Origin of the sequence: Pseudaquabacterium pictum (assembly GCF_005403045.1) — a bacterium.
GTDB lineage: Bacteria > Pseudomonadota > Gammaproteobacteria > Burkholderiales > Burkholderiaceae_C > Pseudaquabacterium > Pseudaquabacterium pictum.
This window is the reverse complement of sequence record NZ_BJCL01000010.1, coordinates 65,088-89,317: the sequence shown is the minus strand read 5'-3', so window position 1 is coordinate 89,317 and position 24,230 is coordinate 65,088. Positions and strand designations below refer to the sequence as shown.

The 24,230-nt window shown below is 71.2% G+C and carries 18 protein-coding genes; 9 read left to right on the top strand and 9 right to left on the bottom strand.

Annotation, left to right across the window (positions count from 1 at the left end):
• Window positions 1–7: 7 nt before the first annotated feature.
• Entirely contained in the window at window positions 8–3,289 is a 3,282-nt protein-coding gene (locus tag FFT10_RS18405; RefSeq protein WP_137734324.1) for a PAS domain-containing hybrid sensor histidine kinase/response regulator, read from the top strand.
• Here the strand turns inward: FFT10_RS18405 and FFT10_RS18400 are convergent.
• Entirely contained in the window at window positions 3,276–4,970 is a 1,695-nt protein-coding gene (locus FFT10_RS18400) for a M14 family metallopeptidase (RefSeq protein WP_137734323.1), read from the bottom strand. The two genes, FFT10_RS18405 and FFT10_RS18400, sit on opposite strands and share 14 nt — an antisense overlap.
• Window positions 4,971–5,053: 83 nt before the next feature.
• On the opposite strand from FFT10_RS18400, the gene FFT10_RS18395 reads away from it, so the two are divergent.
• A complete protein-coding gene (locus FFT10_RS18395; RefSeq protein WP_137734322.1) occupies window positions 5,054–6,499 on the top strand; it encodes a right-handed parallel beta-helix repeat-containing protein in 1,446 nt (481 codons plus the stop codon).
• A gap of 22 nt (window positions 6,500–6,521) precedes the next feature.
• Here the strand turns inward: FFT10_RS18395 and FFT10_RS18390 are convergent, their stop codons facing one another.
• Together FFT10_RS18390 and FFT10_RS18385 are read right to left on the bottom strand one after the other, a co-directional pair.
• Complete coding sequence (locus FFT10_RS18390; RefSeq protein WP_137734321.1) at window positions 6,522–7,274, bottom strand: class II glutamine amidotransferase; 753 nt, start codon at window positions 7,272–7,274, stop codon at window positions 6,522–6,524.
• 17 nt (window positions 7,275–7,291) lie between these two features.
• Window positions 7,292–8,539 (bottom strand): NAD(P)/FAD-dependent oxidoreductase, encoded by a 1,248-nt coding sequence (locus tag FFT10_RS18385; RefSeq protein WP_137734320.1) that lies wholly within the window; start codon window positions 8,537–8,539, stop codon window positions 7,292–7,294.
• A 168-nt stretch (window positions 8,540–8,707) separates the two neighbouring features.
• Between FFT10_RS18385 and FFT10_RS18380 the strand changes: the two genes are divergently transcribed.
• Complete coding sequence (locus tag FFT10_RS18380; RefSeq protein WP_137734319.1) at window positions 8,708–9,088, top strand: hypothetical protein; 381 nt, start codon at window positions 8,708–8,710, stop codon at window positions 9,086–9,088.
• Window positions 9,089–9,118: 30 nt separating this feature from the next.
• Here the strand turns inward: FFT10_RS18380 and FFT10_RS18375 are convergent, their stop codons facing one another.
• From FFT10_RS18375 to FFT10_RS18360, 4 genes are all read right to left on the bottom strand, one after another.
• Complete coding sequence (locus FFT10_RS18375) at window positions 9,119–10,546, bottom strand: sensor histidine kinase (RefSeq protein WP_137734318.1); 1,428 nt, start codon at window positions 10,544–10,546, stop codon at window positions 9,119–9,121.
• Window positions 10,539–13,445 (bottom strand): chemotaxis protein CheB, encoded by a 2,907-nt coding sequence (locus FFT10_RS18370; protein WP_137734317.1) that lies wholly within the window; start codon window positions 13,443–13,445, stop codon window positions 10,539–10,541. Before FFT10_RS18370 ends, FFT10_RS18375 begins: the two co-directional genes overlap by 8 nt.
• Before the next feature lie 152 nt (window positions 13,446–13,597).
• On the bottom strand, window positions 13,598–15,802 hold the full coding sequence (locus tag FFT10_RS18365; RefSeq protein ID WP_137734316.1) for a malate synthase G: 2,205 nt from the start codon (window positions 15,800–15,802) through the stop codon (window positions 13,598–13,600).
• A gap of 20 nt (window positions 15,803–15,822) precedes the next feature.
• Window positions 15,823–16,518, bottom strand: coding sequence for a haloacid dehalogenase type II (locus tag FFT10_RS18360; RefSeq protein WP_137734315.1), 696 nt, complete (start codon window positions 16,516–16,518; stop codon window positions 15,823–15,825).
• Between the two features lie 142 nt (window positions 16,519–16,660).
• Between FFT10_RS18360 and FFT10_RS18355 the strand changes: the two genes are divergently transcribed.
• Window positions 16,661–17,575 carry a LysR family transcriptional regulator gene (locus tag FFT10_RS18355; RefSeq protein ID WP_137734314.1) on the top strand — a complete coding sequence of 305 codons (915 nt, stop codon included), beginning with the start codon at window positions 16,661–16,663 and terminating at the stop codon, window positions 17,573–17,575.
• Between the two features lie 48 nt (window positions 17,576–17,623).
• On the opposite strand, the gene FFT10_RS18350 is transcribed toward FFT10_RS18355, so the two are convergent.
• Window positions 17,624–18,004, bottom strand: coding sequence for a hypothetical protein (locus FFT10_RS18350; protein ID WP_137734313.1), 381 nt, complete (start codon window positions 18,002–18,004; stop codon window positions 17,624–17,626).
• A 119-nt stretch (window positions 18,005–18,123) separates the two neighbouring features.
• The gene (locus FFT10_RS18345) at window positions 18,124–19,503 is read right to left on the bottom strand and encodes a protein kinase domain-containing protein (protein WP_137734312.1); all 1,380 of its coding nucleotides are present in this window, start codon (window positions 19,501–19,503) and stop codon (window positions 18,124–18,126) included.
• A gap of 93 nt (window positions 19,504–19,596) precedes the next feature.
• Here FFT10_RS18345 and argS point away from each other — a divergent pair, with 93 nt between their 5' ends.
• From argS to lptB, 5 genes are all read left to right on the top strand, one after another.
• Window positions 19,597–21,318, top strand: a complete 1,722-nt coding sequence (gene argS, locus FFT10_RS18340) for an arginine--tRNA ligase (protein ID WP_137734311.1) — start codon at window positions 19,597–19,599, stop codon at window positions 21,316–21,318.
• Window positions 21,315–22,031: an SPOR domain-containing protein gene (locus FFT10_RS18335; protein WP_137734310.1), complete on the top strand. Its 717-nt coding sequence runs from the start codon at window positions 21,315–21,317 to the stop codon at window positions 22,029–22,031. The genes argS and FFT10_RS18335 overlap by 4 nt, the downstream gene beginning before the upstream one ends.
• A gap of 72 nt (window positions 22,032–22,103) precedes the next feature.
• Window positions 22,104–22,733: a thiol:disulfide interchange protein DsbA/DsbL gene (locus FFT10_RS18330; RefSeq protein WP_137734309.1), complete on the top strand. Its 630-nt coding sequence runs from the start codon at window positions 22,104–22,106 to the stop codon at window positions 22,731–22,733.
• A 91-nt stretch (window positions 22,734–22,824) separates the two neighbouring features.
• On the top strand, window positions 22,825–23,445 hold the full coding sequence (gene lptA / locus FFT10_RS18325) for a lipopolysaccharide transport periplasmic protein LptA (RefSeq protein ID WP_137734308.1): 621 nt from the start codon (window positions 22,825–22,827) through the stop codon (window positions 23,443–23,445).
• Entirely contained in the window at window positions 23,442–24,230 is a 789-nt protein-coding gene (lptB, locus tag FFT10_RS18320) for an LPS export ABC transporter ATP-binding protein (RefSeq protein WP_174246130.1), read from the top strand. The genes lptA and lptB overlap by 4 nt, the downstream gene beginning before the upstream one ends.

Sequence of the window (24,230 nt, the reverse complement as noted above, 5' to 3'; positions counted from 1 at the left end):
ACGCCACATGGCTGAACCACTGCGCCGATTGGCGGCTCCGGCCGTCGTTGCCGCTGCCCCGGCGGATCTCTACGAGGCACTGCAGCACTGCATGCAGCGCGCCTTCTTCACCATGGTGCTGGCCGTGTGCCTGATGGGCGCCGTGGCCATGCCGCTGCTGGCCACCCGCCTGCCGGTGCCGCTGCGGCTGGCCATGCTGGCGGGCTACGGCACGCTGGCCTGGTTGGCCTGGCGGGCCATGCGCCTGCCGGAGACGCAGAGTGGCCGGGCCCTGCTGCCGCTGGTGCTGGGTGGCATCGTCGTGGTGGCCGGCGTGGGGCTCAACAGCGGCTGGGGCCTGCAGACGCCCGGCCTGCTGTTCTTCGGCATGGCGGCCTGCATGCTGCATGCGCTGCACCCGGCACGGCGGTCACTGCTGGCCAGCGGCAGCGCGATGGCGGTGGTGCTGGGCCTGGGCGCGGCGGAGTGGGCCGGCTGGCTGCCGCAGCCGACACTGGACCTGGCACCCAGCCTGCCGCAGCGCCTGGTGCTGCATTGCGCCAGCATCACCGCCGGCGCGCTGGTGGGGCATGCGGTGGCCCAAGCGCTGCGCAGCCATGCCGATGCCGCCACGCACCGCGAGCAGCGCTTCCGCGGCCTGCTGGGCATGGCCACCTCGGCCTACTGGGAGACCGGCCCCGACCTGGCGCTGACGGCGGCCACCTGGCGCAACACGGCCGGCGCATTCGTGCCGATGCGCCACCCGCCCGGCGCCCGGCCCTGGCAGCTGACCAATGTGGGTCTGGACGCCGATGCAGCCGTGCAGCTGCAGCAGGCGATGCAGGCGCGCCAGCCGCTGCGCGACCTGGCCACCGCCTGGGACCGCAACGGCATCGTCTCGCACTTCATGCTCAATGCCGAGCCGCGGTTCAGCGCCACTGGTAAGTTCCTCGGCTACTGGGGCGTGTCGCGGGATGTGACGGCAGAGCACCAGGCACGCGCCGCGCAGGCGCGCTCCGAGGCCCGGTATCGCGAGCTGTTCGACATCTTGCCCACCGCGCTGACGCTGCACCGCGACGGCGTGGTGCTGGATGCCAACCGGGCGGCGGCACAGCTGTTCGGCTACGCCTCGGTGAGCGGCATGATCGGCCGGCACCTGCTGCAGGACCACATGGCCGAGGACGACCGAAACGCGGCGCAGGACCGGCTGCAGGCGGTCGCGGCGCTGCCGCCCGGCGCGGCATTGCCGCAGACGCTGCTGTCGGTGCACGACACCGCCGGCCGCCGCTTCACCGTCTCCAGCGTCGACGTGCGCACCGGCCATGGCGACGCGCCGGCGGTGCTGTCGATCACCAACGACGAGACCGCCCGGCTGGAGGCCGCCAGCGCGCTGGCGCGCACCCAGACCCTGCTGTCCTCCGTGGTGGCGATGAGCCCAGACCTGATCGCGCTGACCGACATGCCCGAGGGCCGCTATGTCATGGTCAACAGCAGCTTCACCAGGGTGCTGGGCTACGACAGCGGCGAGGTGGTGGGCCGCAACTCGCTGGAGCTGGGCCTGTGGCGCGACCCGGCCCAGCGCACGCGCATCACCGAGGCGCTGGACCAGCCCGGCGCGCGGCCGGACATGCTGGTGGAACTGGTGACCAAGGACCGCCGCACCGTGCCGCTGATGCTGGCTGCGACGCGACTGCAGGTCGAAGGCCGCCAATACACGCTGCTCAATGCCCGCGACATGACCGAGGCCAACCGCGTGCGGCTGGAGCGCGAGGCCATCCTCGGTAATGCCTCGGTGGGCATCGCCTTCACCCGGACACAGCGCTTCGAGATGGCCAATGCGCAGTTCGAGCAGATGTTCGGCTGGCCGCCGGGCGGCCTGGTCGGCCAGCCGGGCCGCAGCGTGTTCGGCTCCGACGACGACTATGCGGCACTGACAGCGGCGCTGGGCCCGGCGCTGTCGCGTGGCGAGGCGGTCGACACCGAGTGGCGCATGGCCCGGCGCGACGGCAGCCTCTTCCAGGCCCGCCTGCGCGCCAAGGCCATCGACCCCCTGCAGCCGACCACCGCCGGCACCATCTGGATCGCCGAGGACGTGACCGAGCAGCGCCAGGCCGCCGAGGCCCTGGCCCGCGCGCTGGACGCCGCCGAGGCGGCCAGCCGGGCCAAGAGCGACTTCCTGGCCAACACCAGCCACGAGATCCGCACGCCGCTCAACGGCCTGACCGGGCTGGCCCGGCTGGCCCGCCAGCCCGGCCTGCCGCCCGAGCGACTGCAGCAGTACCTGGCGCAGATCGACGACAGCGCCCAGCTGTTGTCGACCATCCTGTCGGACATCCTCGACCTGGCCAAGATCGAGGCCGGCAAGCTGCAGCTGGAGCAGGCAGCGTTCGACCTGCCGGTGCTGCTGCGCAGCCTGCAGCAGGCCTACGGCGCGCTGGCCGAACACCAGGGCCTGGACTTCCAGGCCGACATCGACCCGGCGCTGCCGCCGCTGGTGCTGGGTGATGCGCTGCGGCTGCGCCAGGTGCTGGCCAACTTCCTGCACAACGCCCTGAAGTTCACCCGCCAGGGCACGGTGCGGCTGGTGGCCCGGGCGCTGCCTGGCGAGCGGGTGCGCTTCGAGGTGCAGGACACCGGGCCCGGCCTGGATGCCGCCACCCAGGCGCGGCTGTTCCAGCCCTTCACCCAGGCCGATGCCTCGACCACCCGCCGCCACGGCGGCACCGGCCTGGGCCTGTCGATCTGCCGCGAGCTGGCCGCGCTGATGGGCGGCAGCGTGGGCGTGGTCAGCCAACCCGGCGCGGGCAGCTGCTTCCATGCCGAGCTGCCGCTGCCACCGGCTCCTGCGGCGGCCCGGCCCGATGCCGCCGCCGGGCCCGACGACCGGCTGCGCGGCGCCCGCGTGCTGCTGGTGGAGGACAACGCGGTGAACATGCTGGTGGGCGAGGCCCTGCTCGGCGACTGGGGCGTGCAGGTGACCCAGGCCACGGATGGCGCGCGGGCGCTGGCCGCGGTGGACCGCGCCGCCGCCGAGGGCTGGATGTTCGACGCGGTGCTGATGGATGTGCAGATGCCCGGCATGAGCGGCTACGAGGCCACCGCGCAGCTGCGCCGGCAGTACCCCGCTGCCGTGCTGCCGGTGATCGCGCTGACCGCCGGCGCGCTGGTCAGCGAACGGGCCCAGGCCCTGCAGCACGGCATGACCGACTTCCTGACCAAGCCGATCGACCCCGGCCGGCTGCAGGCGGCGCTGCTGCGCGCCCTGGCCGCGCGGCAGCCGCGGGCCGGGGTGCCGGTCAGTCCAGCGTGACCTCGGTGCGCACCGTGCCGGCGCGGTCGGCGGTGGCCGTCAAGGCCACCCGGGTGCCGTGCGGCGCGGTGACCACCCATTCAGCCACCGCCCGGTCACCGGTGATCTGCCGGCTGGGCAGGAAGGCCTGCAGCGAATTGGGCGCGGCATGGCCTTCCAGCTGCGCGCCCTCGATGCGGTAGCGGCCGGTCTGCAGGGCCAGGCCCGGCGGCGGGTGCAGCTCGAAGACCACGCCGCGCGCCACCTTGCGCTCCAGCGCGCGCTTGGTCACGTAGCTGGGCAGGTAGCCGGCATTGGCCACGGCGAAGCGGATGCGCCAGCTGTCGCCGCCCAGGTTGCGCACCTCGGCGCGCAGCACCTCCAGCTTGGGCAGGGCCAGGCCGATCTGCGTCAGCCAGGCCGGGAAGCGGGCCGCTTCGCGCTCGCGCAGGTGCGGCGGCGGGTTGCGCCAGTAGTTCAGCCGGTCCCAGCCGCCCAGCTCCACCATGCCCAGCTGCGGGTGGCGGAACGGGTACCAGGTGACATGGGCGTTGCCGCCGCACTGCTCGTCGCTCCACTTCAGCAGCTTCAGGTCGTCTTCGGGCGGGTGGTCGCGGTACCAGTGCACCCAGTCGTACTTGTCGATGCCGGCCTCCTTGTTGGGGGCCCAGATCTCCACCGTCCAGAACAGCGCGCCCAGGTGCTCGTAGACCCAGTCTTGCGTGCCGGTGATGATCTCCTTGGGGTGGTACTTGAAGTCGTGGAAGGTGCTGACCGCGGGGTAGCCGGTGAGCTTGGCGCCGATGTCCGACAGGCGCTTGATCATCCACAGGTCCTCGGGCGTCATGTGCTCGTCGGCCACCGTGCCCATGGGCCGCAGGATCACGCCGGAATGCGTGTGGAAGCTCACGGCCGCGCCGATGTTGGGATGCTTGACGATGAAGTCGACCATCGCCCGCACCTCGGGCTCGCTCGTGGGGTACGGGCCGGCGCCCACCTGCTCATGCTCCTGCCGCCAGAAGGCGGGGAAGTTGCGGTTGAGGTCCAGGCCTTCGCGGTCGCGGTTGACCTGGATCTGAAGGCCGTCGAAGTTGGTGATCGTGCCCTCGGGCATCACCCGCCAGTAGCTGCCGCCGAACTCGCCCGGCTCGCGGGGGATCATCAGCCGCGGTTCGTCGGGGTGGCTCTTCCAGGGGCCGTGGGGGTCGGGCACGCGCATCTGCAGCACGCGGCCGTCGCCGTCGATGTCCTCGACGTTCAGACCGTCCACCGGCTGCTCGTCGTACGGATAGGGCCGGGTGGAGGAGCGGATGAAGCGCGGCTTGTCGGCCAGCGCCAGCTCGGCGCCGTCGGGGTTGAGCCGCGGGCAGAGGTAGACGACGCGGGTGTCCAGCAGCTCGGTGATGGCGCCGTCGCTGCCATGGCCGGCGACCAGCTGGTGCAGCCAGTACAGGCAGGCGGTGCTGGCGGTCAGCTCACCGGCATGGATGTTGCCGTCCACCCAGATCGCCGGCTTGTCCTCGTCGTCGCCGGTGGCGGTGTTGGTCAGCACCACCAGCGGGATGTCGCGCCCCTCGTGGCTCTTGCCCAGGACCCGCACGTCGACCAGGTCGGGCCGGGCGCTGGCGTAGTCGCCGAGCAGGCGCTGCAGCTCGGCATGGCGGTAGAAGGTGTCGAAGCGGGGGCTGGGCAGGGATGGCATGTTCGCTGGGACGCATGCCGCAAGGGCGGCAGCGGGCAAGGGTAAGAGAATGCAGGCACCACGGTAACCACAGCACCGAACTCGTGACCAACGCCCACCTGCCCAAGCTCAGGCGTCCGGTCCGGCGGTGCAGAGGCCTGATCAGGTTGTGGGTGCTCGCCTTGGTGCTGTCATTGTCAGGCGCCGCGCTGCTGCTGCTGCACCAGGGATACCAGCACTCGGAAAAAACTCTGGATCAGATGCTGGGCGGCGTGGACCGGCGTCTGGCATGCCACCCGGTGCTGGCGTCGGTCGCGCAGCCGGTGATGAACTGGATCCGCGGTGCACTGGATGCGCCCGCGGCGCAGGCGCGCAGCTGCCTGCCGATGGCGGTCCCCGCCCCGCCGCCCAGGCGCACGCACGGCGAGACAGCGCCACCGGAACCCGCGGCCCCGGGTGCCCGCGTCTGGCGTGTGTCGCCCACGGGTCCGCTGCGGCGCATCGCCGACGCTGCCAAGGTTGCCGGTGACGGCGATGTGGTCGAGATCGAGGCCGGCGACTACCGCCAGGATGTGACCGTCTGGCCACAACGGCGCCTGACCATCCGCGGCGTGAACGGTGCGGCCCGTCTCCACGCCGATGGTCGTGTGGCCGAGGGCAAGGCGATCTGGGTGATCCGCAACGGCGTCTTCGACATCTCGAACATCGACTTCATCGGCGCGACGGCCGAGGACCAGAACGGTGCCGGCATCCGGTTCGAGGGCGGCCAGCTGCGGCTGCGCGGCTGCCTGTTCTGGGGCAACCAGATGGGGTTGCTGACCGGCGGCAGGGAGACCATGGCGGACGCGACGCTGACCATCGAGGCGAGCGAGTTCGCCTACAGCCGCGTGCCGGGGCGCTGGGGCCACAACCTGTATGTGGGCAGCATCGCTGCGCTGACGGTGCGGGGCAGCTACTTTCACCATGCCGGCGTCGGCCACCTCATCAAGAGCCGTGCGCGCCACAACACCATCGCCTACAACCGCCTGACGGATGAGCCGGGCGGCCGCGCCTCCTATGAGCTGGAGTTTCCCAACGGCGGCGAGGCCGTCGTCGTGGGCAACCTGATCCAGCAGCAGGCCGGCACCGAGAACGGCACCATGGTCTCGATGGGCGCCGAGGGCTACACCTGGCCCGGGAGTGCGCTGTACCTGGCCAGCAACACCATCGTCAACGACGATCCGGACGGCGGCGTCTTTCTGGCGGTCGCCGCCGGCGCAGACCGCGTCCTGTCGACGAACAATCTGTACGTCGGCCCCGGGACGCTGCGCAGCAAGGCCAGGCTGGAACGCCGGGGCGACAAGCAGGTGGATGCGACGGCGCTGACGCAACCCAGCCGGTTCGACTACAGCCTGCACCGCCCTGGCGACGACCTGGCCTACAGCCCCGTGGCGGATGCTGACCTGGCCGGGCGCCTGACGCCGCGGCAGGAGTACGTGCACCCCAGGGCCACCAGCCCGCTGGTCAATCCACCAAGTTGGGTCGGCGCGCTGCAGCGCACGGCCCGCTGAAGCCGGCGCTGGACACAGCCGCTCAGACGGCCTTCCCGTCGACGAACACCCGCAGCTCCCCCGTCCCCATCGCCACCCAGGGCTCGCCGGTGGTCAGCGGCTGGGTGGCCACCAGGGCCACGCGGTCGCCGGGGGTGGTCAGCGGGCCGAAGTCGACGCTCAGGTCCTCGTCGGCCAGATGCGCCGCGCCGAAGGGGTGGGCCCGGTGCAGCCAGTGCAGGTGGGTGCTGCAGTGGGCCCACAGCGCCTGGCCATTGCTCAGCAGGCAATTGAAGGTGCCGTGGCGCGCCGGGATGGGCAGCAGCTCGGCCAGGGTGCGGGTCAGCTCGTCGATGGGCGGCACGCTGGCATGGGCCTTGGCCAGCTCCTGCATCAGCCAGCAGAAGGCCAGCTCGCTGTCGGTGCCGCCCACCGGGCGGAAGCTGCCGTGCAGCCGCGGCTGGAAACCTTTCAGGTCGCCGTTGTGCGCCATCACCCAGTAGCGGCCCCACAGCTCGCGCATGAAGGGGTGGGTGTTCTGCAGCGCCACCTTGCCCTGGGTGGCCTTGCGGATGTGGGCGATGACATTGCCGCTGCGGATGGGGTAGCGCTTGACCAGCTCGGCCACCGGCGACTGCCGCGCGCTGTGGTGGTCGACGAACAGCCGCAGGCCCGGGTCTTCGAAGAAGGCGATGCCGAAGCCGTCCTTGTGCTCGTCGGCGCGGGTGGCCAGGCCGGCGAAGGAGAACATCACGTCGGTCGGCGTGTTGGCGTTCATCCCCAGCAGCTGGCACATGGCAGGACGGGCCGTGGTCAGCGGATCGGAAGGAACAGCCGTGTCAGGCCGCGCAGCGACACCAGGTTGCCGGGGTTGCCGGTTTCCTCCAGCACGCCGGCCATGCGCTGCAGGATGCGCGGGCTGCGGTTGGCGCGCCAGATCAGCAGGTCCGCCAGCCAGGGGTGGTCGTTGACCTTGTTGGCACGCTCGTAGAGGTCGAAGCGCGGCTTCAGCGCCGCCAGCGTGGCCTCGTAGCGGGCGCGGGTGGCGGCCTCCGGCTCGGCCGCGCCGGCCAGCAGGGCCTCGGCGGCCAGGATGCCGGTCTCCATGGCCTTGCCGATGCCCTCGCCGGTGAAGGCGTAGGTGCTGCCGGCTGCCTCGCCGGTGACCAGCAGGCCGGCGCGGCTGAAGCGCGCGCCTTCCAGCGAGCAGCGCAGCGGCGCGCCCTTCCAGTCGCCCTGCGACGTGCCATGGGCCAGCAACTCGCCGGCGGGCGCATGGATGCGGCCGAAGGCGGCCATCATCTCGCGCAGGTTCACGTCTTCCATCGTGGCGCGGCCGGCCACCTGGCGGCCATGGCTGTGGGCCAGGCCCACGCCGATGTTGAACATGCCGCCCGGGCAGGGAAAGATCCAGCCGTAGCCCTTGCGCAACTGCTTGTGCCAGACCACCTCCAGCGCCGTCACCCGGCCCACCAGACCGGGATGGTGCACATAGCCGCGCAGGGCCACGCCGCTGGGCGTGTGGCGGGTGCACAGGCCGGCGGCCATCAGCGCCCGCGGCACCGCGCCGGTGGCCAGCACCACCCAGCGGGCGCGCACCTCGTGCAAGCCGGCGGTGGTCGACTTCAACCGCGCGCCCACCACCGGGGCGGCGTCGCCCTCGCCGTCCAGCAGCGGCGCCTCGAAACGCCAGGGCGCGAAGAACCGCGCGCCGGCCCGCTCGGCGGCGCGCTTGAGGATGTCGTCGAGCTGCCTGCGTGGCAGCACGGCCAGCTGGCCGGGCACATCCACCCGGCCCCCCAGGCCGCCGATGCAGCCCACATGGCTGGCCGGCTGGGCCTGGGCCATCACCTCGGCCAGCACGCCCAGGCGTTGCAGCGCGTGGTGGGCATCGGGGATCAGGCCGTCGCCGCAGACCTTGTCGCGCGGGAAGTCATGCTGGTCGACCAGCACCACCTGCAAGCCCTGGCGCGCCAGCCACTGGGCGCAGGCGCTGCCGGCGGGGCCGGCGCCCACCACCAGCACATCGCAGGTGGACGGAGGCAGGGCGGGCAGGTTCATCAGGGCATGCGGTGCAGAGATCGTGCCGATTGTAGGCAGCGTGGTGCGGCTTGACCGGCATCAACGCCAGGCCAGGCCCCGGGTGCCACGATGGCAACAGACCGGCGCCACGCCGCCCGCCCCGCCCCGTCCCCCGTTGTTTCCCTTCTCCCACCGTCAGGCACCGACATGACCCTCTTCCACGCCGTCGTCCGCATCGACCACCACACCGCCCAGCTGCTGCAGTTCGACGCCACCCAGGTCGTCGCCCAATCGCTGAAGGCGCACAACCACCCGACCAAGCAGCACGGCAGTGCGGTGCGGGCGGAGCACGAGTTCTTCGGCGAGGTCTGCGATGCGCTGGCCGGCATCACCGAGGTGCTGGTGACCGGCTCCCACACCGCGCAGGCCGACTTCCGGCACTACGTCGACAAGCACCGCCCGGCGCTGGCCGCGCAGATCGCCGGCTACGAGACGGTGGACCACCCCAGCGACAACCAGCTGGTGGCACTGGCGCGGGCCTTCTTCCTGAAGCACGACCGCATGGCCGGCGTGCCCACGCCCACCTGATCGCCGCAGCGCGCACAACCCGCGGGCGGCTCAGGCCGGCGGCCGCGGCGGCGCGTCCCAGCGCGGCAGCACCAGCCGGAAGCGGCTGCCCTCGCCGGGCACCGATTCCACCTGCAGCGTGCCGCCCATGGCATGGGTGAGGGTGCGGGCGATGCTCAGGCCCAGGCCGTGGCCCACCACCGGCAGGCGGTCGGCGCCCAGACGGTTGAACGGTTCGAACAGGTGGGCCAGCTGCTGGCTGGTCATGCCGATGCCGCTGTCGCTGACCGCCAGCCAGACATGGTGGGCATCGTGGCCATGCAGCAGGCGCACCCAGCCGCCGTGGCGGTTGTACTTGATGGCGTTGCTCAGCAGGTTGGTCAGCACCTCGCGCACGCGGCGCGGGTCGGCCAGGGCCATCAGCTCCGGCTGGCCGGTGGCCGGGCCGTCCAGCGTGCACTGCAGGCCCAGATCGTCGACCATCGGCTGCTGCAGCGCCAGCACCTGGCGGGCCTGGTCCATCAGCGACACCGCCTGGGTGTCCAGCAGCATGTGGCCGGCCTCGGCGCGGTTGATCTGCAGCACCTCGTCGACCAGTGCCAGCAGGTGCTGGCCGGCTTCCTGGATCAGCGCCACCTGGCGGCGGCTGTCGTCGGGCAGCTCACCATGGCGCAACAGCAGCACCTGCGAGAAGCCGATCACCGCGTTCAGCGGCGTGCGCAGCTCATGGCTGACGCGCGACAGCAGCTGGGTCTTGGCTTGGCTGGCCGACTGGGCCAGGTCGCGCTGGTGCTCGGCCAGGGCGGCGGATTCACGCGCACGCTGGGCCTCCACCCAGGCCGTGCGGTCGTTCAGCACGCACAGGTACAGCGGGCTGACACCCCCGGTCTCGCGCGCGGGCACCTGGGTGATGCGCAGGTCGGCCCAGCGGGCGCGGCCCTTCATCGTGCGCAGCGCCATGTCGTCCAGCACGCCGGTGTGCTCGGGCGTCACCGTGGGCAGCAGCGCGGCCAGGCGCAGCTCGCCCTCGGCATGGGCGGTCAGCCGGCGCAGCGGCACCGGCAGGATGCGCAAGGCCTCGCGCAGGTCCAGCTCGTCCAGCGCCATGGCGTTGGCATCGATGATCATGCCCATGCGGTCGACCAGCAGCGCCGCCACGGGCAGGGTGCGGAACAGGTTGGCGAACCAGTCCAGCGTCTGCTCGGTGCGCAGCTGGCTCTCGCGCAGCTGCTGGCTCTGGGTCTCCAGCTCGGTCTGGTAGAGGCGGAACACCTGGCCCAGCGTCAGCGGCGCGCCGTTGTCGCTGCGCAGCATCTCGGCCGCCGCCTCCAGGTCGCCGGCCTGCACTGCATCCAGCGCCTGGGTCAGCAGCAGGTTCTGGCGCGCGGTCTGGTCGGCGGCAGCGGGTGTGGGTGCGGCGTCCTGGGGCGGGGGTGGCGCCCCGCCCGGCCTGGCCACGAGCGGGCGGTGTTCAGCCACCGGCCACCTCGTCAGGCTGGGTCATCTGGGCATGCCAGGGCGTGATGTCGAAGTGGCTGACCACCGCGCCCTGCTCGCTGCCGCGCAGGGCCGCCGCGTTCATCACGAACCAGCGCTGCGCGGTCGGGCTGTGGCAGGGGTAGGTGACGCGGTAGTGGTCGCTGCGGCCGGCCAGCACCTGCTGCAGGCCGCGCAGCACGTCCAGCGCGTCGGGCGTGGTGGCGCGGGCCAGCACGGCCAGGTAGTTGGCACCCACGCCCACCGGGCCGTCGGGCTGGGGGCCGCCGCTGCCGAAGCCGTTGTCGTCGGCGAAGGCATGCCAGGCATGGTTGACCTGGCGCACCGTGCCGTGCACGTCCAGCACGGCCACATGCTCGGGCAGGGAGTCGATCACCGCCTGCAGCCGCCGCGCGTCGCGCAGGCGGGAGACGTCGATCAGCGTCAGCACCGCCCGCCGTGGCACGCCGGACCGCTCGCCATAGCCCAGCACCCGCACCAGGTAGCCGCTGCTCCCGCCGCCATGCAGCTCGCGCTCCACCGGCGGGCCACCGGCCAGCACGGCACGCAGGTCGGCCTGCATCTCGGGGTAGTCCAGCGGGTTGTTGAAGTTGCCGATCGCCCGGCCGATGTCGCTGGGCCGCAGGCGGAACAGCGCCGCCGCCTCGGGCGTGAAGCGCACCAGCTGCTGCTGCGCGTCGATGAACAGCGTCGCGATGCCGGTGGCCTGGGACATGCCGTCCAGGTCGGCATTGAGTGCACTGACCGCATCGAGCTTGGCGTTGTACTCGGCGTTGACGGTGTACAGCTCCTCGTTGACCGACTGCAGCTCCTCGTTGGTGCTCTGCAGTTCCTCGTTGGAGGACATCAACTCCTCGTTGGTGGCCTGCAGCTCCTCGTTGGCGGCCTCCAGCTCCTCGATGCTGGTCTGCAGGCTGGTGCGCACCTCGGCCAGCTCGCGCTCCAGCTCGGCCATGCGGTCGACCTCGCGCTCGGTCAGCGGCGCATCGCCCACGGTGGCGCCGACGGCGGTCTCCTCGATGCTGAGCAGCACGCAGGGCTCGCGCTCGTCGTCGGTGGCCAGCGGGCGGGCCACCACCCGCAGCGGCTGCGACACGCCATCCATGTCGAGGTGCAGCACCGGCGAGATGTGCTGGCTGCGGCTGCGCAGCGCCACATGCAGCGCATGGCTGGCCACCGCGCCCAGCCGTGGCGGCAGCAGGCGGATGACATCGAGCTGCGGCTCGCCCTCGGGCATGCGCAGGAAACGCTGCGTCGGGCCCCAGGCATGCAGCAGCTGGCGCTGGGCGGTGACCAGCAGCGTCAGCGGCGCATAGGCCTGCACCAGCTGGCGCACCGCGGTGTCGACCAGGCGCGGGCCTTCGGCCGGGGCATGGCTGCGCACCGGGCTGCGCCCGCGCAGCGACACGCTGGAGCGGCCGAAGCCGTCGCGCACCGCCAGCGCGGTGAGCACCGGCCGCACCAGCCGGTAGACCTTGTGCGCCGTGTCCAGCGCCTGGAAATCGGCCTGCAGCGCGCCCAGCGATTCACTGCCGCCCAGGAACAGCAGGCCCTGCTGGTTCAGCGCGTACTGCAGGCGGCGCATCACCCGCTCCTGCGCATCGGCCTGGAAGTAGATCAGCGTGTTGCGGCAGACCACCGCGTCCATGCGGGTGAAGGGTGCGTCCTCCAGCAGGTTGTGGCGGGCAAACAGCACCATCTGCCGCAGCTCGGGCTTGACCACCAGGCGCTCGTCCTGCAGGTTGAACCACTGCGCCTGGCGCTCGGGCGTCAGGTGGTCGGCCGAGCCCACCGGGTAGCTGCCGGTGCTGCCGACGGCCAGCACGCCGGGGTCGACGTCGGTGGCGTAGACCTTGATGCCGGGCCAGCGCTGGGCCGCGGCGCAGGCCTCCAGCGCGGCGATGGCCAGCGAGTAGGCCTCCTCGCCGGTGGCGCAGCCGGCGCTCCACAGCCGCAGGGTCTGGCCCTGGGGCAGGTCGCGCACCAGGGCTTGCAGCGGCGCGCGCAGTGCGTTGAAGGCCGCCTCGTCGCGGAAGAAGCTGGTCACCGGGATCAGCAGCTCGCGGCGCAGGGCCTCGCACTCGTCGGGCATCACCTCCACCCGGTCGGCATAGTCGGTGACCGAGGCGCAGCCCTGCACCGCCATGCGGCGCTCGATGCGCCGCATCATCGTCGGCAGCTTGTAGTGGCTGAAGTCGACGCCGGCATGCTGCATCAGGCAGTCGAACAGCCGCTGCAGCGCCGGCTTGATCTGTGGGGTGGCCACCAGCTCGCCGCTGGTCAGGCGGCCGGCGTGGCCCTGGGTGAGGCCCAGCACCTGGGTGGCCAGTTCCTCGGGCGGCAGCACCGCATCGACGCCGGTGGCGGTGATCACGCTGCGCGGCATGCTGTCGAAGCGGGCCGTCTCGGGCGTCTGCGCCATCACATAGCCGCCGGCCGCGCGCAGCGCCACCGCGCCGGTGGCGCCGTCCGAGCCCGAGCCCGACAGCACCAGGCCGATGCAGCGCTCGGCCCCGGCGCCGGCCAGTGAGCGGAAGAACAGGTCGATGGGCAGCGAGACGCCGCGCAGCGGCCGCGGCGTGAAGACCAGGTGCTCCTGCTCGATGGTCATCAGCACGCCGGCGGGCATCAGGTAGATGTGGTCCACCTCCAGCGATTCGCCGGCCACCGCCTCGCGCACCGGCAGCGGCGTGTGGCGCGCCAGCAACTCCGACATCATCGACCGGTGGTCGGGCGACAGGTGCTGGATGACGACGAAGGCCGCCTGGGTGGGCGGCGCGAGTGCGCCGAAGAAGCGCTGCAGCGCCTCCAGCCCGCCGGCCGATGCGCCGAGCGCCACCAGCCAGGGCTTCTCGGGCGCAGGGGGAACGGGCAACGTCAAGCGCCCCGTCCTGATGCCGCGCTGGGCGGTCCTGTCCGTTCCATGGAGATCCCCCCGGTTGTCAGCCCTCTGCGGAGCCGGGAGCGAGTCTAGCCTGCGCCGATCGAACTAGGGGGGGTCCCCATGCGCGCCGATGGACGCAGGCCCAGCCGTCAGGCGCCAGCCTTGACCTTCAGCCGCCAGGCGTGCAGCAGCGGCTCGGTGTAGCCGCTGGGCTGGGCCATGCCCTTGAAGACCAGGTCGCTGGCGGCCTGGAAGGCGGCGCTGCCCTTCAAGTTGCCGGCCATGTTGCGGTAGGCGGCATCGCCGGCGTTCTGCTTGTCCACCACCTTGGCCATGCGCTTGAGCGTGGCGCGCACCTGGGCCTTGTCGACGACGCCGTGGTGCAGCCAGTTGGCCATGTGCTGGCTGCTGATGCGCAGCGTGGCGCGGTCTTCCATCAGGCCCACGTTGTGGATGTCGGGCACCTTGCTGCAGCCCACGCCCTGGTCGACCCAGCGCACCACGTAGCCCAGGATGCCCTGGGCGTTGTTGTCCAGCTCCTGCTGCTTCTCGGCGTCGGTCCACTTCGGCTTCTTGGCCACCGGCACGGTCAGCAGGCCTTCGAGCAGACTGGCGCGCTCCGCATCGGCATCCACCTTCTCCAGGTCCTTCTGCACCGCGAACACATCCACCTGGTGGTAGTGCAGCGCATGCAGCGTGGCGGCCGTGGGGCTGGGCACCCAGGCGGTGTTGGCGCCGGCCCGGGGGTGGGCGATCTTCTGCTGCAGCATGGCGGCCATCAGGTCGGGCATGGCCCACATGCCCTTGCCGATCTGCGCCTTGCCGCGCAGGCCGCACTGCAGGCCCACCAGCACGTTGTTGCGCTCGTAGGCCTGGATCCACGGGGTGGTCTTCATGTCGCCCTTGCGCAGCATCGGGCCGGCCAGCATGGCGGTGTGCATCTCGTCGCCGGTGCGGTCGAGGAAGCCGGTGTTGATGAAGGCCACGCGGTCGGCGGCGGCGGCGATGCAGGCCTTGAGGTTGACGCTGGTGCGGCGCTCCTCGTCCATGATGCCCAGCTTGACCGTGGCCTGCGGCAGGCCCAGCAGCTTCTCCACGCGGCCGAACAGCTCGCTGGCGAAGGCCACTTCGGCCGGCCCGTGCATCTTGGGCTTGACGATGTAGACCGAGCCCTTGCGCGAGTTGACGATGCCGTTGGCACCATGCTTCTGGAGGTCATGCAGCGCGATGGTGGTGGTGATCACCGCGTCCATGATCCCTTCCGGAATCTCCTGGCCGTCCCCCCACAGGATGGCCGGGTTGTTCATCAGGTGGCCGACGTTGCGCACGAACATCAGGCTGCGGCCGTGCAGCGTGACGGTGCCGCCGCCCGGCGCGGTGTAGACGCGGTCGGGGTTCAGGCCGCGGGTGAAGGTGGTGCCGCCCTTGGCCACCTGCTCGGTCAGCGTGCCCTGCAGGATGCCCAGCCAGTTGCCGTAGGCCAGCACCTTGTCGTCGGCATCCACCACGGCCACCGAGTCTTCCAGGTCGAGGATGGTCGACAGCGCCGATTCCAGCACCAGGTCGGACACGCCGGCAGCGTCGCTGGCGCCGATGGGGGTCTTGCGGTCGATGCGGATGTCCAGGTGCAGGCCGTTGTGCTGCAGCAGCACGCTGGACGGCGCCGCGGCGTCACCCTGCCAACCGACCAGCTGCTTGGACTTCTTCAGGCCGGTGGTCTTGCCGTTCTTCAGCGTCACGGCCAGGGCGCCGTCGACGATGGCGTAGCCGGTGGCATCCAGGTGCGAGGCCTTGGCCAGCGGCGCGGTGCGGTCGAGCACATGGCGGGCATAGGCGATGACCTGGGCGCCGCGCACCGGGTTGTAGCCGGGCTTGCCGTCCACCGTGCGGGTGGCGCCGTCGGTCTCGGGCAGGGCGTCGGTGCCGTACAGCGCGTCGTACAGGCTGCCCCAGCGGGCGTTGGCGGCATTCAGCGCGTAGCGGGCGTTGGTGATCGGCACCACCAGCTGCGGGCCGGCCTGCAGGGCCAGTTCGGCGTCGACGTTCTTGGTCTTCACCTTCACGTCGGCCGGCACCGGCACCAGGTAGCCGATCTTGGCCAGGTGGGCCTGGTAGCGGGCCATGTTCCTGATCGGGCCGGGGTGCTTGGTGTGCCAGGCATCCATCGCCGTCTGCAGACGGTCACGCTCGGCCAGCAGGGCGGCGTTCTTCGGCGCCAGGTCGTGCACGAGGGCATCGAAGCCGGCCCAGAAGGCAGCCGGATCGACGCCGGTGCCGGGCAGCACGCGGCTGTTGATGAAGTCGGCCAGATTGCTGGCCACGTGCAGGCGGTGGATGGTGGTGCGTGCGGTCATGGTGGATGCCAGGGTGGAAGTCAGGAAGCGGGAAAGAAATCGAGCACCGCGCGCAGGTTGCCGGCGGTGCGGGTGGGGGTGGTGTCCAGCTGCTCCAGCGGCGCGCCGGCGCGGTTCACCCACAGCGTGAAGAAGCCGAACCAGGTGGCGCCGATGGCGTCCCAGCCATTGCTGGAGACGAACAGGATCTTCTTGGCGGGCAGGCCCAGGGCCTGCGGGCCCAGCTGGTAGACGGCGGCATCGGTCTTGAAGCGCTGCACGCTGTGGGCGCTGAGCACCGGGTTCAGCCAGTCCTGCAGGCCGGCGCTCTTCACCGCCACGGCCAGCATGTCGGGGTCGCCGTTGCTCAGGATGCCGGCGCGCACGCCGCGCGCCGCCAGGGCCTGCAGCACCTCGCGGTTCTCGGGGAAGGCCGAGAGGTGCCGGTATTCGTTCATCAGCCGGTCTTCGGCGGCGCGGTCCAGCGGCAGGCCCAGCTTCTGCGCGGCAAAGCGCAGGCCGGCGCGGGTCAGGTCCCAGAACGGGCGGTAGCGGCCGCTCATCGAGCACAGCCGGGTGTAGTCGATCTGCTTGTCGCGCCACAGCAGAGCCAGGGCGTCGCCGCGGCCGGGCCACAGCTGCTCGGCCGCCAGGCCGACGCTGTAGACGTCGAACAGCGTGCCGTAGGCGTCGAACAGCACCGCTTCAGGCGTGGGCAGGGGCACGGAGTCCGGCATGGCCCGGACTGTATTACGAACCAGAACCACCATTAAGCGCGGCCCGGGTCAAGGATTCATGACCAGGCGGTGACGAATCGACGGGCCGCATCTCCCTTGGTCGCCGGTTGATTCATGACTGAATCATCGCTAATCTGCGGCCATGGACCGCCTGAAGCAGATCGAATCGTTCGTATCCGTGGCCGCCAAGGGCAGCCTGACGGCCGCGGCGCAGGCCGAGGGTGTGGCGCCGGCGGTGGTGGGCCGGCGCATCGACGCGCTGGAGGAGCGCCTGGGCGTGAAGCTGCTGCTGCGCACCACCCGGCGCATCAGCCTCACCCACGAGGGCAGCGCCTTCCTGGAAGACTGCCAGCGCATCCTGGCCGACATGGCCAATGCCGAAGCCAGCGTGTCGGCCGGCGGCGTGAAGGCCAGCGGTGCGTTGCGCATCACCGCGCCGGCGGGCTTTGGCCGGCGGCATGTGGCGCCGCTGATGCCGGGCTTCCTGGCGCGGCACCCGGATGTGCACCTGTCGCTGAACCTCAGCGACCGGGTGGTCGACATCGTCAACGAGGGCTTCGACTGCGCGGTGCGGGTGGGCGACATGCCCGACAGCAGCCTGATCAGCATCCGCCTGGCCGACAACCGCCGGCTGTGCGTGGCCGCGCCGGCCTACCTGCAGCGCGCCGGCACGCCGCAGCATCCGAACGAGCTGGCCCGGCATGAATGCCTGACGCTGTCATCGGATGCCAGCCAGACCCGCGGCTGGGCCTTCCAGGTCGACGGCGCCGTCACCCACCTGCGGCCCAGCGGCCGCATCGACTGCAGCGACGGCCAGGTGCTGCATGCCTGGTGCCGCCAGGGCCTGGGGCTGGCCTGGCGCAGCACCTGGGAGGTGGAGGGCGACATCGCCGCCGGCGTGCTGGTGCCGGTGCTGGAGCCGTTTGCCGCCCCGCCCAACGGCATCTATGCGGTGCTGCCGCAGCGCAAGCACCTGCCGCTGCGGGTGCGGCTGTGGATCGACTACCTGAAACACCACTACGGCGACGCCAGCTACTGGCGACAGGCCGCGGCCTGAAACGACGACGCCGCCCGCAGGCGGCGTCGAGGCCGTGGCCAGAGGGGGTCAGCCCTTGGCGTCAGCGACGCACTTCTTGGTGAAGCTGGTCTTGGCGGCGCCGGCCAGCTTCTTCTCCGCGGCCTGCTTGTCGCAGGCGGCAGCGGCATCGGGCTTGCCAGCAGCGGCCGGGCCGCCGTCGGCCACGCACTTCTTGGTGAAGCTGGCCTTGGCGGCACCGGCCAGCTTCTTCTCGGCGGCAGCGGCGTCGCAGGCTGCGGCCGCGGGCGAGGCGGCAGCGCTGTCGGCATTGCACTTCTTCAGGAAGCTGGTCTTGGCGGCGCCGGCCAGCTTCTTGTCTTCGGCCTGCTTGTCGCAGCTGTCGGCGGCCTGGGCCAGGCCGGCGCACAGGAACAGGGCTGCCAGCGTGGCGGTGATCTTCTTGAACATGGGTACTCCTCGTCCTCGGATGGTGGATGGCGCGGTGGCCGAGGGTCATTGGAGCAGAGCCCCCGGGCACCGGCAATCCGGCAACGCGGCAAGGCTGGCGGCGGTGCACCGCCGGAGCGTCAAAGAATGCGCCGCGGATGCGCCAGCTGCTCATGCGCGGCATGCAGCCGGCGCACCAGCACGCGGATGAAGGCGGCGTCGAACAGGTGGCGGGTGGCCGGGCTCAGCACTTCCACCGCGTCGGGCGTGAAGGTGATGGTGGTGGCCGGCTCGGCCACGATGACGTCGGCGCTGTGCACCCGCAGGTCGGGGCTGGGCGCCAGGTAGACCATCTCGCCCACCGAGGTGCCGGCACCCAGCTGGGCCACGCGCTGGCCGTCGCGGTACACGTCGATGCGGCCCTGGGCGATGATGTGGAAGGTGTTGCCCTCGTCGCCCTTGCGGTAGAGCGCCGCGCCGTAGCGGTGGCGCAGCCACTGCGCCCGGTGCACCACCTCCCACAGCTCCACCTCGCCGAAGCCGCTGAAGAACTCCAGCGTGCGCAGCAGGTTGAAGCGCTCCGAATCCAGCACATCCTGCAGTCGGCCCACCGGCACCTCCCCGTTGGCCACCAGCAGCGACCATTCCCGCGCGAAGCTGTCCCAGTCGGCCGGCCGCTGGGCCGGCTGCTTGGCCAGCGCCTGGCGCAGCAGCGCATCCATGCGCGGCGGCACGCCCTCGCGCAGGCCGGCCAGCGGCACCGGCTCGGCATGGTAGATCTGGTGCATCAGCGCCACCTGGTTGGGCGCGTCGAAGGGTGGGCGGCCGCTGACCAGGTGGTAGAGCACCGCCGCCAGCGAGTACATGTCGGCCCGGGTGTCCAGCGTGCTGCCGTCCAGCTGCTCGGGCGACATGTAGGCCAGCGAGCCGACGCGGAAAACCTGGGTGCGGTCGCTGGTCTGGTCGAACACGCTGCCGAAATCGGTGATCTTGATGTCGGTGATCTGGTCGTCCTTGACCACCGCCAGGATGTTGGCCGGCTTCACATCGCGGTGGATCAGTCCATGGCGGGCCACGTAGGCCAGCGCCATCGCGCACTTGAAGCCGATCTCGACGATCTGGTCCAGCGCCAGCAGGCTGTCGGGCCGGCAGTAGCGGCGCAGCGTGACGCCGGCCACATACTCCATCACCAGGTAGGGCTGGGCGGGGTCGTCCACCGCGTCGTAGATCTGCACCACGTTCGGGTGCTGCAGCTTGCCCACCAGCGCCGCCTCGGCGGCGAAGAAGTGGCTGCGGTAGTGGTTCTCCACGCTCTCGCCGACCGTGGGCAGGCGCACCCGCTTGATGGCCACGTTGCGGTGGTTGAAGCCGTCGACCGCCAGGAACACCTCGCTGGTGGCGCCGTCGCCCAGCCGCGAGACGATGTTGTACTTGCCGATGCGGTGCGGCAGGCCGGGGTCGTCCGCCTCCTCCAGCAGGTCGGGGGCAGCGGAGGCGGCGAAGGGCAGGCGGAATGACATGGGTGGCGGCAGGTCCACCCTGGTTGTCGGCCGTTGGCACCCCCAACTGAAGCCGGGCGGCCAACCACACCCCCCAACTTAGAATGCCGGCCCATGATCCAAGCCAAACAGGCCCTGCTCGCCGCCCTTGCCGACGCCGTGGCCCAGGTGGCGCCCGGCACGCCCTACAGCCCGGCCTTCGAATTGCCCAAGCAGGCCGCGCATGGTGATTTCGCCATCACCGCGGCCATGGCCCTGGCCAAGGCGCAGAAGCGCAACCCGCGCGAGCTGGCCGCCGCGCTGATTGCTGCGCTGCAGGCGCAGCCAGCGGTGGCGCAGTGGGTGGACGCGCTGGAGATCGCCGGCCCCGGCTTCATCAACCTGCGCCTGAAGCCCGCTGCCAAGCAGGCGGTGGTGGCCGAGGTGCTGGCCGCCGGCAACCAGTTCGGTGTGCGCCCGGCCCATGGCCGCAAGCTGATGTGCGAGTTCGTCTCGGCCAACCCCACCGGCCCGCTGCATGTGGGCCATGCCCGCCAGGGCGCGCTGGGCGACGCGGTGTGCCGGCTGTATGAAAGCCAGGGCTGGAGCGTCACCCGCGAGTTCTACTACAACGACGCCGGCGTGCAGATCGCCACCCTGGCCGCCAGCACCCAGGCACGCATCCGCGGCCTGCAACCCGGGGACGCCGCCTGGCCCGAGAACGCCTACAACGGCGACTACATCGCCGACATCGCCGCCGACTTCCTGGCGAAGAAGACGGTGCATGCCGACGACCGCCAGTTCACCGCCAGCGGCGATCCGGACGACCTGGACGGCATCCGCCAGTTCGCCGTGGCCTACCTGCGCCATGAGCAGGACCTGGACCTGCAGGCCTTCGGCGTGCAGTTCCAGAACTACTTCCTCGAATCCAGCCTGTATGCCAGCGGCAAGGTCGAGCAGACGGTGCAGAAGCTGGCCGCCGCCGGCAAGACCTACGAGCAGGACGGCGCGCTGTGGCTGAAGTCGACCGACTACGGCGACGACAAGGACCGCGTGATGCGCAAGTCCGATGGCAGCTACACCTACTTTGTGCCCGACGTGGCCTACCACATCGACAAGTGGGCGCGCGGCTTCGACAAGGTCATCAACTTCCAGGGCAGCGACCACCACGGCACCATCGCCCGGGTGCGCGCCGGGCTGCAGGCCGCGGGCGTGGGCATCCCGCAGGGCTGGCCCGACTACGTGCTCAACAAGATGGTCATGGTCATGAAGGGTGGCCAGGAAGTGAAGATCAGCAAGCGCGCCGGCAGCTATGTCACGCTGCGCGACCTGATCGAGATGACCAGCCGCGACGCGGTGCGCTTCTTCCTGATCAGCCGCAAGGCCGACACCGAGTTCGTCTTCGACGTCGACCTGGCGCTGAAGGCCAACGACGAGAACCCGGTGTTCTACGTGCAGTACGCCCATGCGCGCATCTGCTCGGTGCTGGCGCAGTACTCCGCGCGCACCGGCCGCACCGTGGACACCACCTCGGCCGCCGGCGTCGACCTGGCGCTGCTGACCGCGCCGACCGAAGACGCGCTGATGCGCAAGCTGGCCGCCTACCCCGACATGCTGGCCAGCGCCGCCGCCGACTTCGCGCCGCACGATGTGGCCTTCTACCTGCGTGACCTGGCCGCGGCCTTCCACAGCTGGTATGCGGCCGAGCGCTTCCTGATCGACGACCCGGCGCTGGCCGCCGCCCGCATGGCGCTGCTGGCCGCCACCCGCCAGGTGCTGCGCAATGCGCTGGGCATGATGGGCGTGAGCGCCCCCGACGCCATGGCCCGCGAGGCCGACGCCGAGGCCGGCGCATGAAGCCCCTGGTGCGCGGCGGCTTCATCACCGGCCTGGTGGTCGGCCTGGTGGTGGGCCTGGGCGTGGCGCTGGCGGTGGCGCTGTATGTCACCAAGACGCCGGTGCCCTTCATCGACAAGCTGCCGCAGCGCACTGCCGAGCAGGACGCCGCCGAGGCCGAGAAGAACAAGCACTGGGACCCGAACGCACCGCTGGCCGGCAAGAACCCGGCCCGCCCTGCGGTGCCGGCCGCCAGCGGCGTGGTGCAGGCCGCCAGCGCGCCAGGCCAGCCGGCCGCCGCCGCGGCGGCCAATCCGATGGGCACGCCGGCCCCGGCGGTGGCACAGCCGGCGCCCGCCGCATCCGCCGCCGTGGCCCGGGCCGCCGCCAGCGCCCCCGCGCCGGCGGCCAGCCGCGCCGCCCGCGACCCCGCCGCCATCCTGGCTGGCCAGCCCGACGGCGCCGCCAAGGCCGCCACCAAGGGCGCCAGCGCGGTCAGCACGGTGTTCTTCGTGCAGGCCGGCGCCTATGCCCGCACCGAGGATGCCGAGGCCCAGCGTGCCAAGCTGGCCCTGCTGGGGCTGGATGCCCGCATCACCGAGCGCGAACAATCGGGCCGCACCGTCTACCGGGTGCGGGTGGGCCCGTTCGACAGCCGCGAGCCGGCCGAGGACACCCAGGGCCGCCTGGCCGGTGCCGGCATCGAGGCCAACCTGGTGCGGGTGGAACGCTGATTGAACTCCAGGTGCACCGGCGCACTCCACCCCACGTTGAGTCCACAGACGATCTTCCGAAAGAGGCTTTGCATGAACCGACGTGATTGGGTGCTGGCGTCCGCCGCCAGCCTGGCCGGCCTGCCGCTGGCGGCCCAGGCCCAGGGGGCCCTGCAGGAGGGGCGCGACTACAAGCGCGTGGAAACGCCGGTGCCGGTGGCCGAGGGCAAGCTGGAGGTGGTCGAGTTCTTCGGCTACTGGTGCCCGCACTGCAATGCCTTCGAGCCGGCGCTGGACGCCTGGGCCAAGAAGCTGCCGCAGCAGGTCACCTTCCGCCGCATTCCGGTGGCCTTCTCGCCGGGGCAGGAGCCGCTGCAGCGCCTGTACTACGCCATCGAGGCCATGGGCCAGGTCGATGCGCTGCACAAGAAGGTGTTCGCCGCCCTGCACGCCGAGCGCAAGCGTCTGAACACCGAGGGCGACATCCTCGACTGGGCCAAGACCCAGGGCGTGGACACCGCCAAGCTGGCCGACACGATGAAGAGCTTCGCCGTCGCCACCAAGCTGCGCCAGTCCAAGCAGCTGGCCGACGGCTACCGCATCGAGGGCGTGCCCACGCTGGGCATCCAGGGCCGCTTCATGACCTCGCCGTCGATCGCCGGCAGCCCCGAACGGGCGCTGGCCGTGGCAGATGCCCTGATCGCGCAGTCGCGCAAGAGCTGACGCACCAGCCTTGCGGCAGAATTGCCGCAGATTGCAGGGCCAGTTGGCCAGAACTTGGGTCTAGAATGATCTGCAAGTTTTGTGCCGACTGATGTTTACCCTCAATCCCCCCCTCTGCCTCGTCGCGCTGCTGATCACCACCGGCGGCGCTGCCGCATGGGCGGAGCGCGCCGACCGCGGTCGGCCGATGACGCTGGAGTCCGACCAGCCCTGCACCGTCAGCCTGCTCAAGCAGACCAGCGTGTGCAGCGGCAACGTGGTCATCAGCCAGGGCACGCTGCAGATCCGCGCCGACAAGCTGGAACTGCGCGAGACGCCCGAGGGCTACCAGATGGCCCTGGCCACCGGCAGCGCCGCCAAGCCGGCCACCTACCGCCAGAAGCGCGACGGCAGCGACGAGACGGTGGAAGGCCAGGCCCAGCGCATCGACTACGACAGCCGCGCCGGCACGCTGCGCTTCGAGGGCGCGGCGGTGGTGCGGCGGCTGCGCGGCAGCACCGTGGCCGACGAGATCCAGGGCCAGCAGATCGTCTGGGACAGCACGGCCGAATCCTTCAACGTGCGCGGCGGCGCCGCCACCGCCAGCAACCCCGGCGGCCGGGTGCGTGCGGTGATCACCCCGCGCGTGCCGCCTGACGACGCGGCGGCCGCGCCCGCACCAGCCGCCAGCGGGGCGCTGAAGGCCTCGCCCAGCCTGGGGGACCGGCGTTGAACGCTGCGGTGCTGGACACCCCGCTGGAAGGCACGGCGGCCGCGACCAGCCGGCTGGACGTGACCGGCCTGCAGAAGCGCTACGGCTCGCGCCAGGTCATCAAGGATGTGCACCTGGCCGTGGCCGCCGGCGAGGTGGTCGGCCTGCTGGGCCCCAACGGCGCCGGCAAGACCACCTGCTTCTACATGGTGGTGGGCCTGGTGCGGGCCGATGCCGGCACCATCCGCATCGACGGCGTCGAGGTGCAGCACAAGCCCATCCACCAGCGCGCCCGCATGGGCCTGAGCTACCTGCCGCAGGAGGCCTCGATCTTCCGCAAGCTGACGGTGGAGGAGAACATCCGCGCCGTGCTGGAGCTGCAGGTCGACGCCGCCGGCAAGCCGCTGAAGGGCGCTGTGATCGACGCCAAGCTGAATGCCCTGCTGCACGACCTGAGCATCGAGAAGCTGCGCAATTCGCCCGCGCCGGCGCTGTCGGGCGGCGAGCGACGGCGGGTGGAGATCGCCCGCGCGCTGGCCACGCAGCCACGTTTCATTCTGCTCGACGAGCCGTTTGCCGGCGTCGACCCGATCGCGGTGATCGAGATCCAGCGCATCATCGGATTCCTCAAGAGCCGCGGCATCGGCGTGCTGATCACCGACCACAACGTGCGCGAGATGCTGGGCATCTGCGACCGCGCCTACATCATCAGCGAAGGCCGGGTGCTGGCCGAAGGCACGCCCGCTGCCATTGTCGAGAACGCCGACGTGCGCCGGGTGTACCTGGGCGAACACTTCCGGATGTGA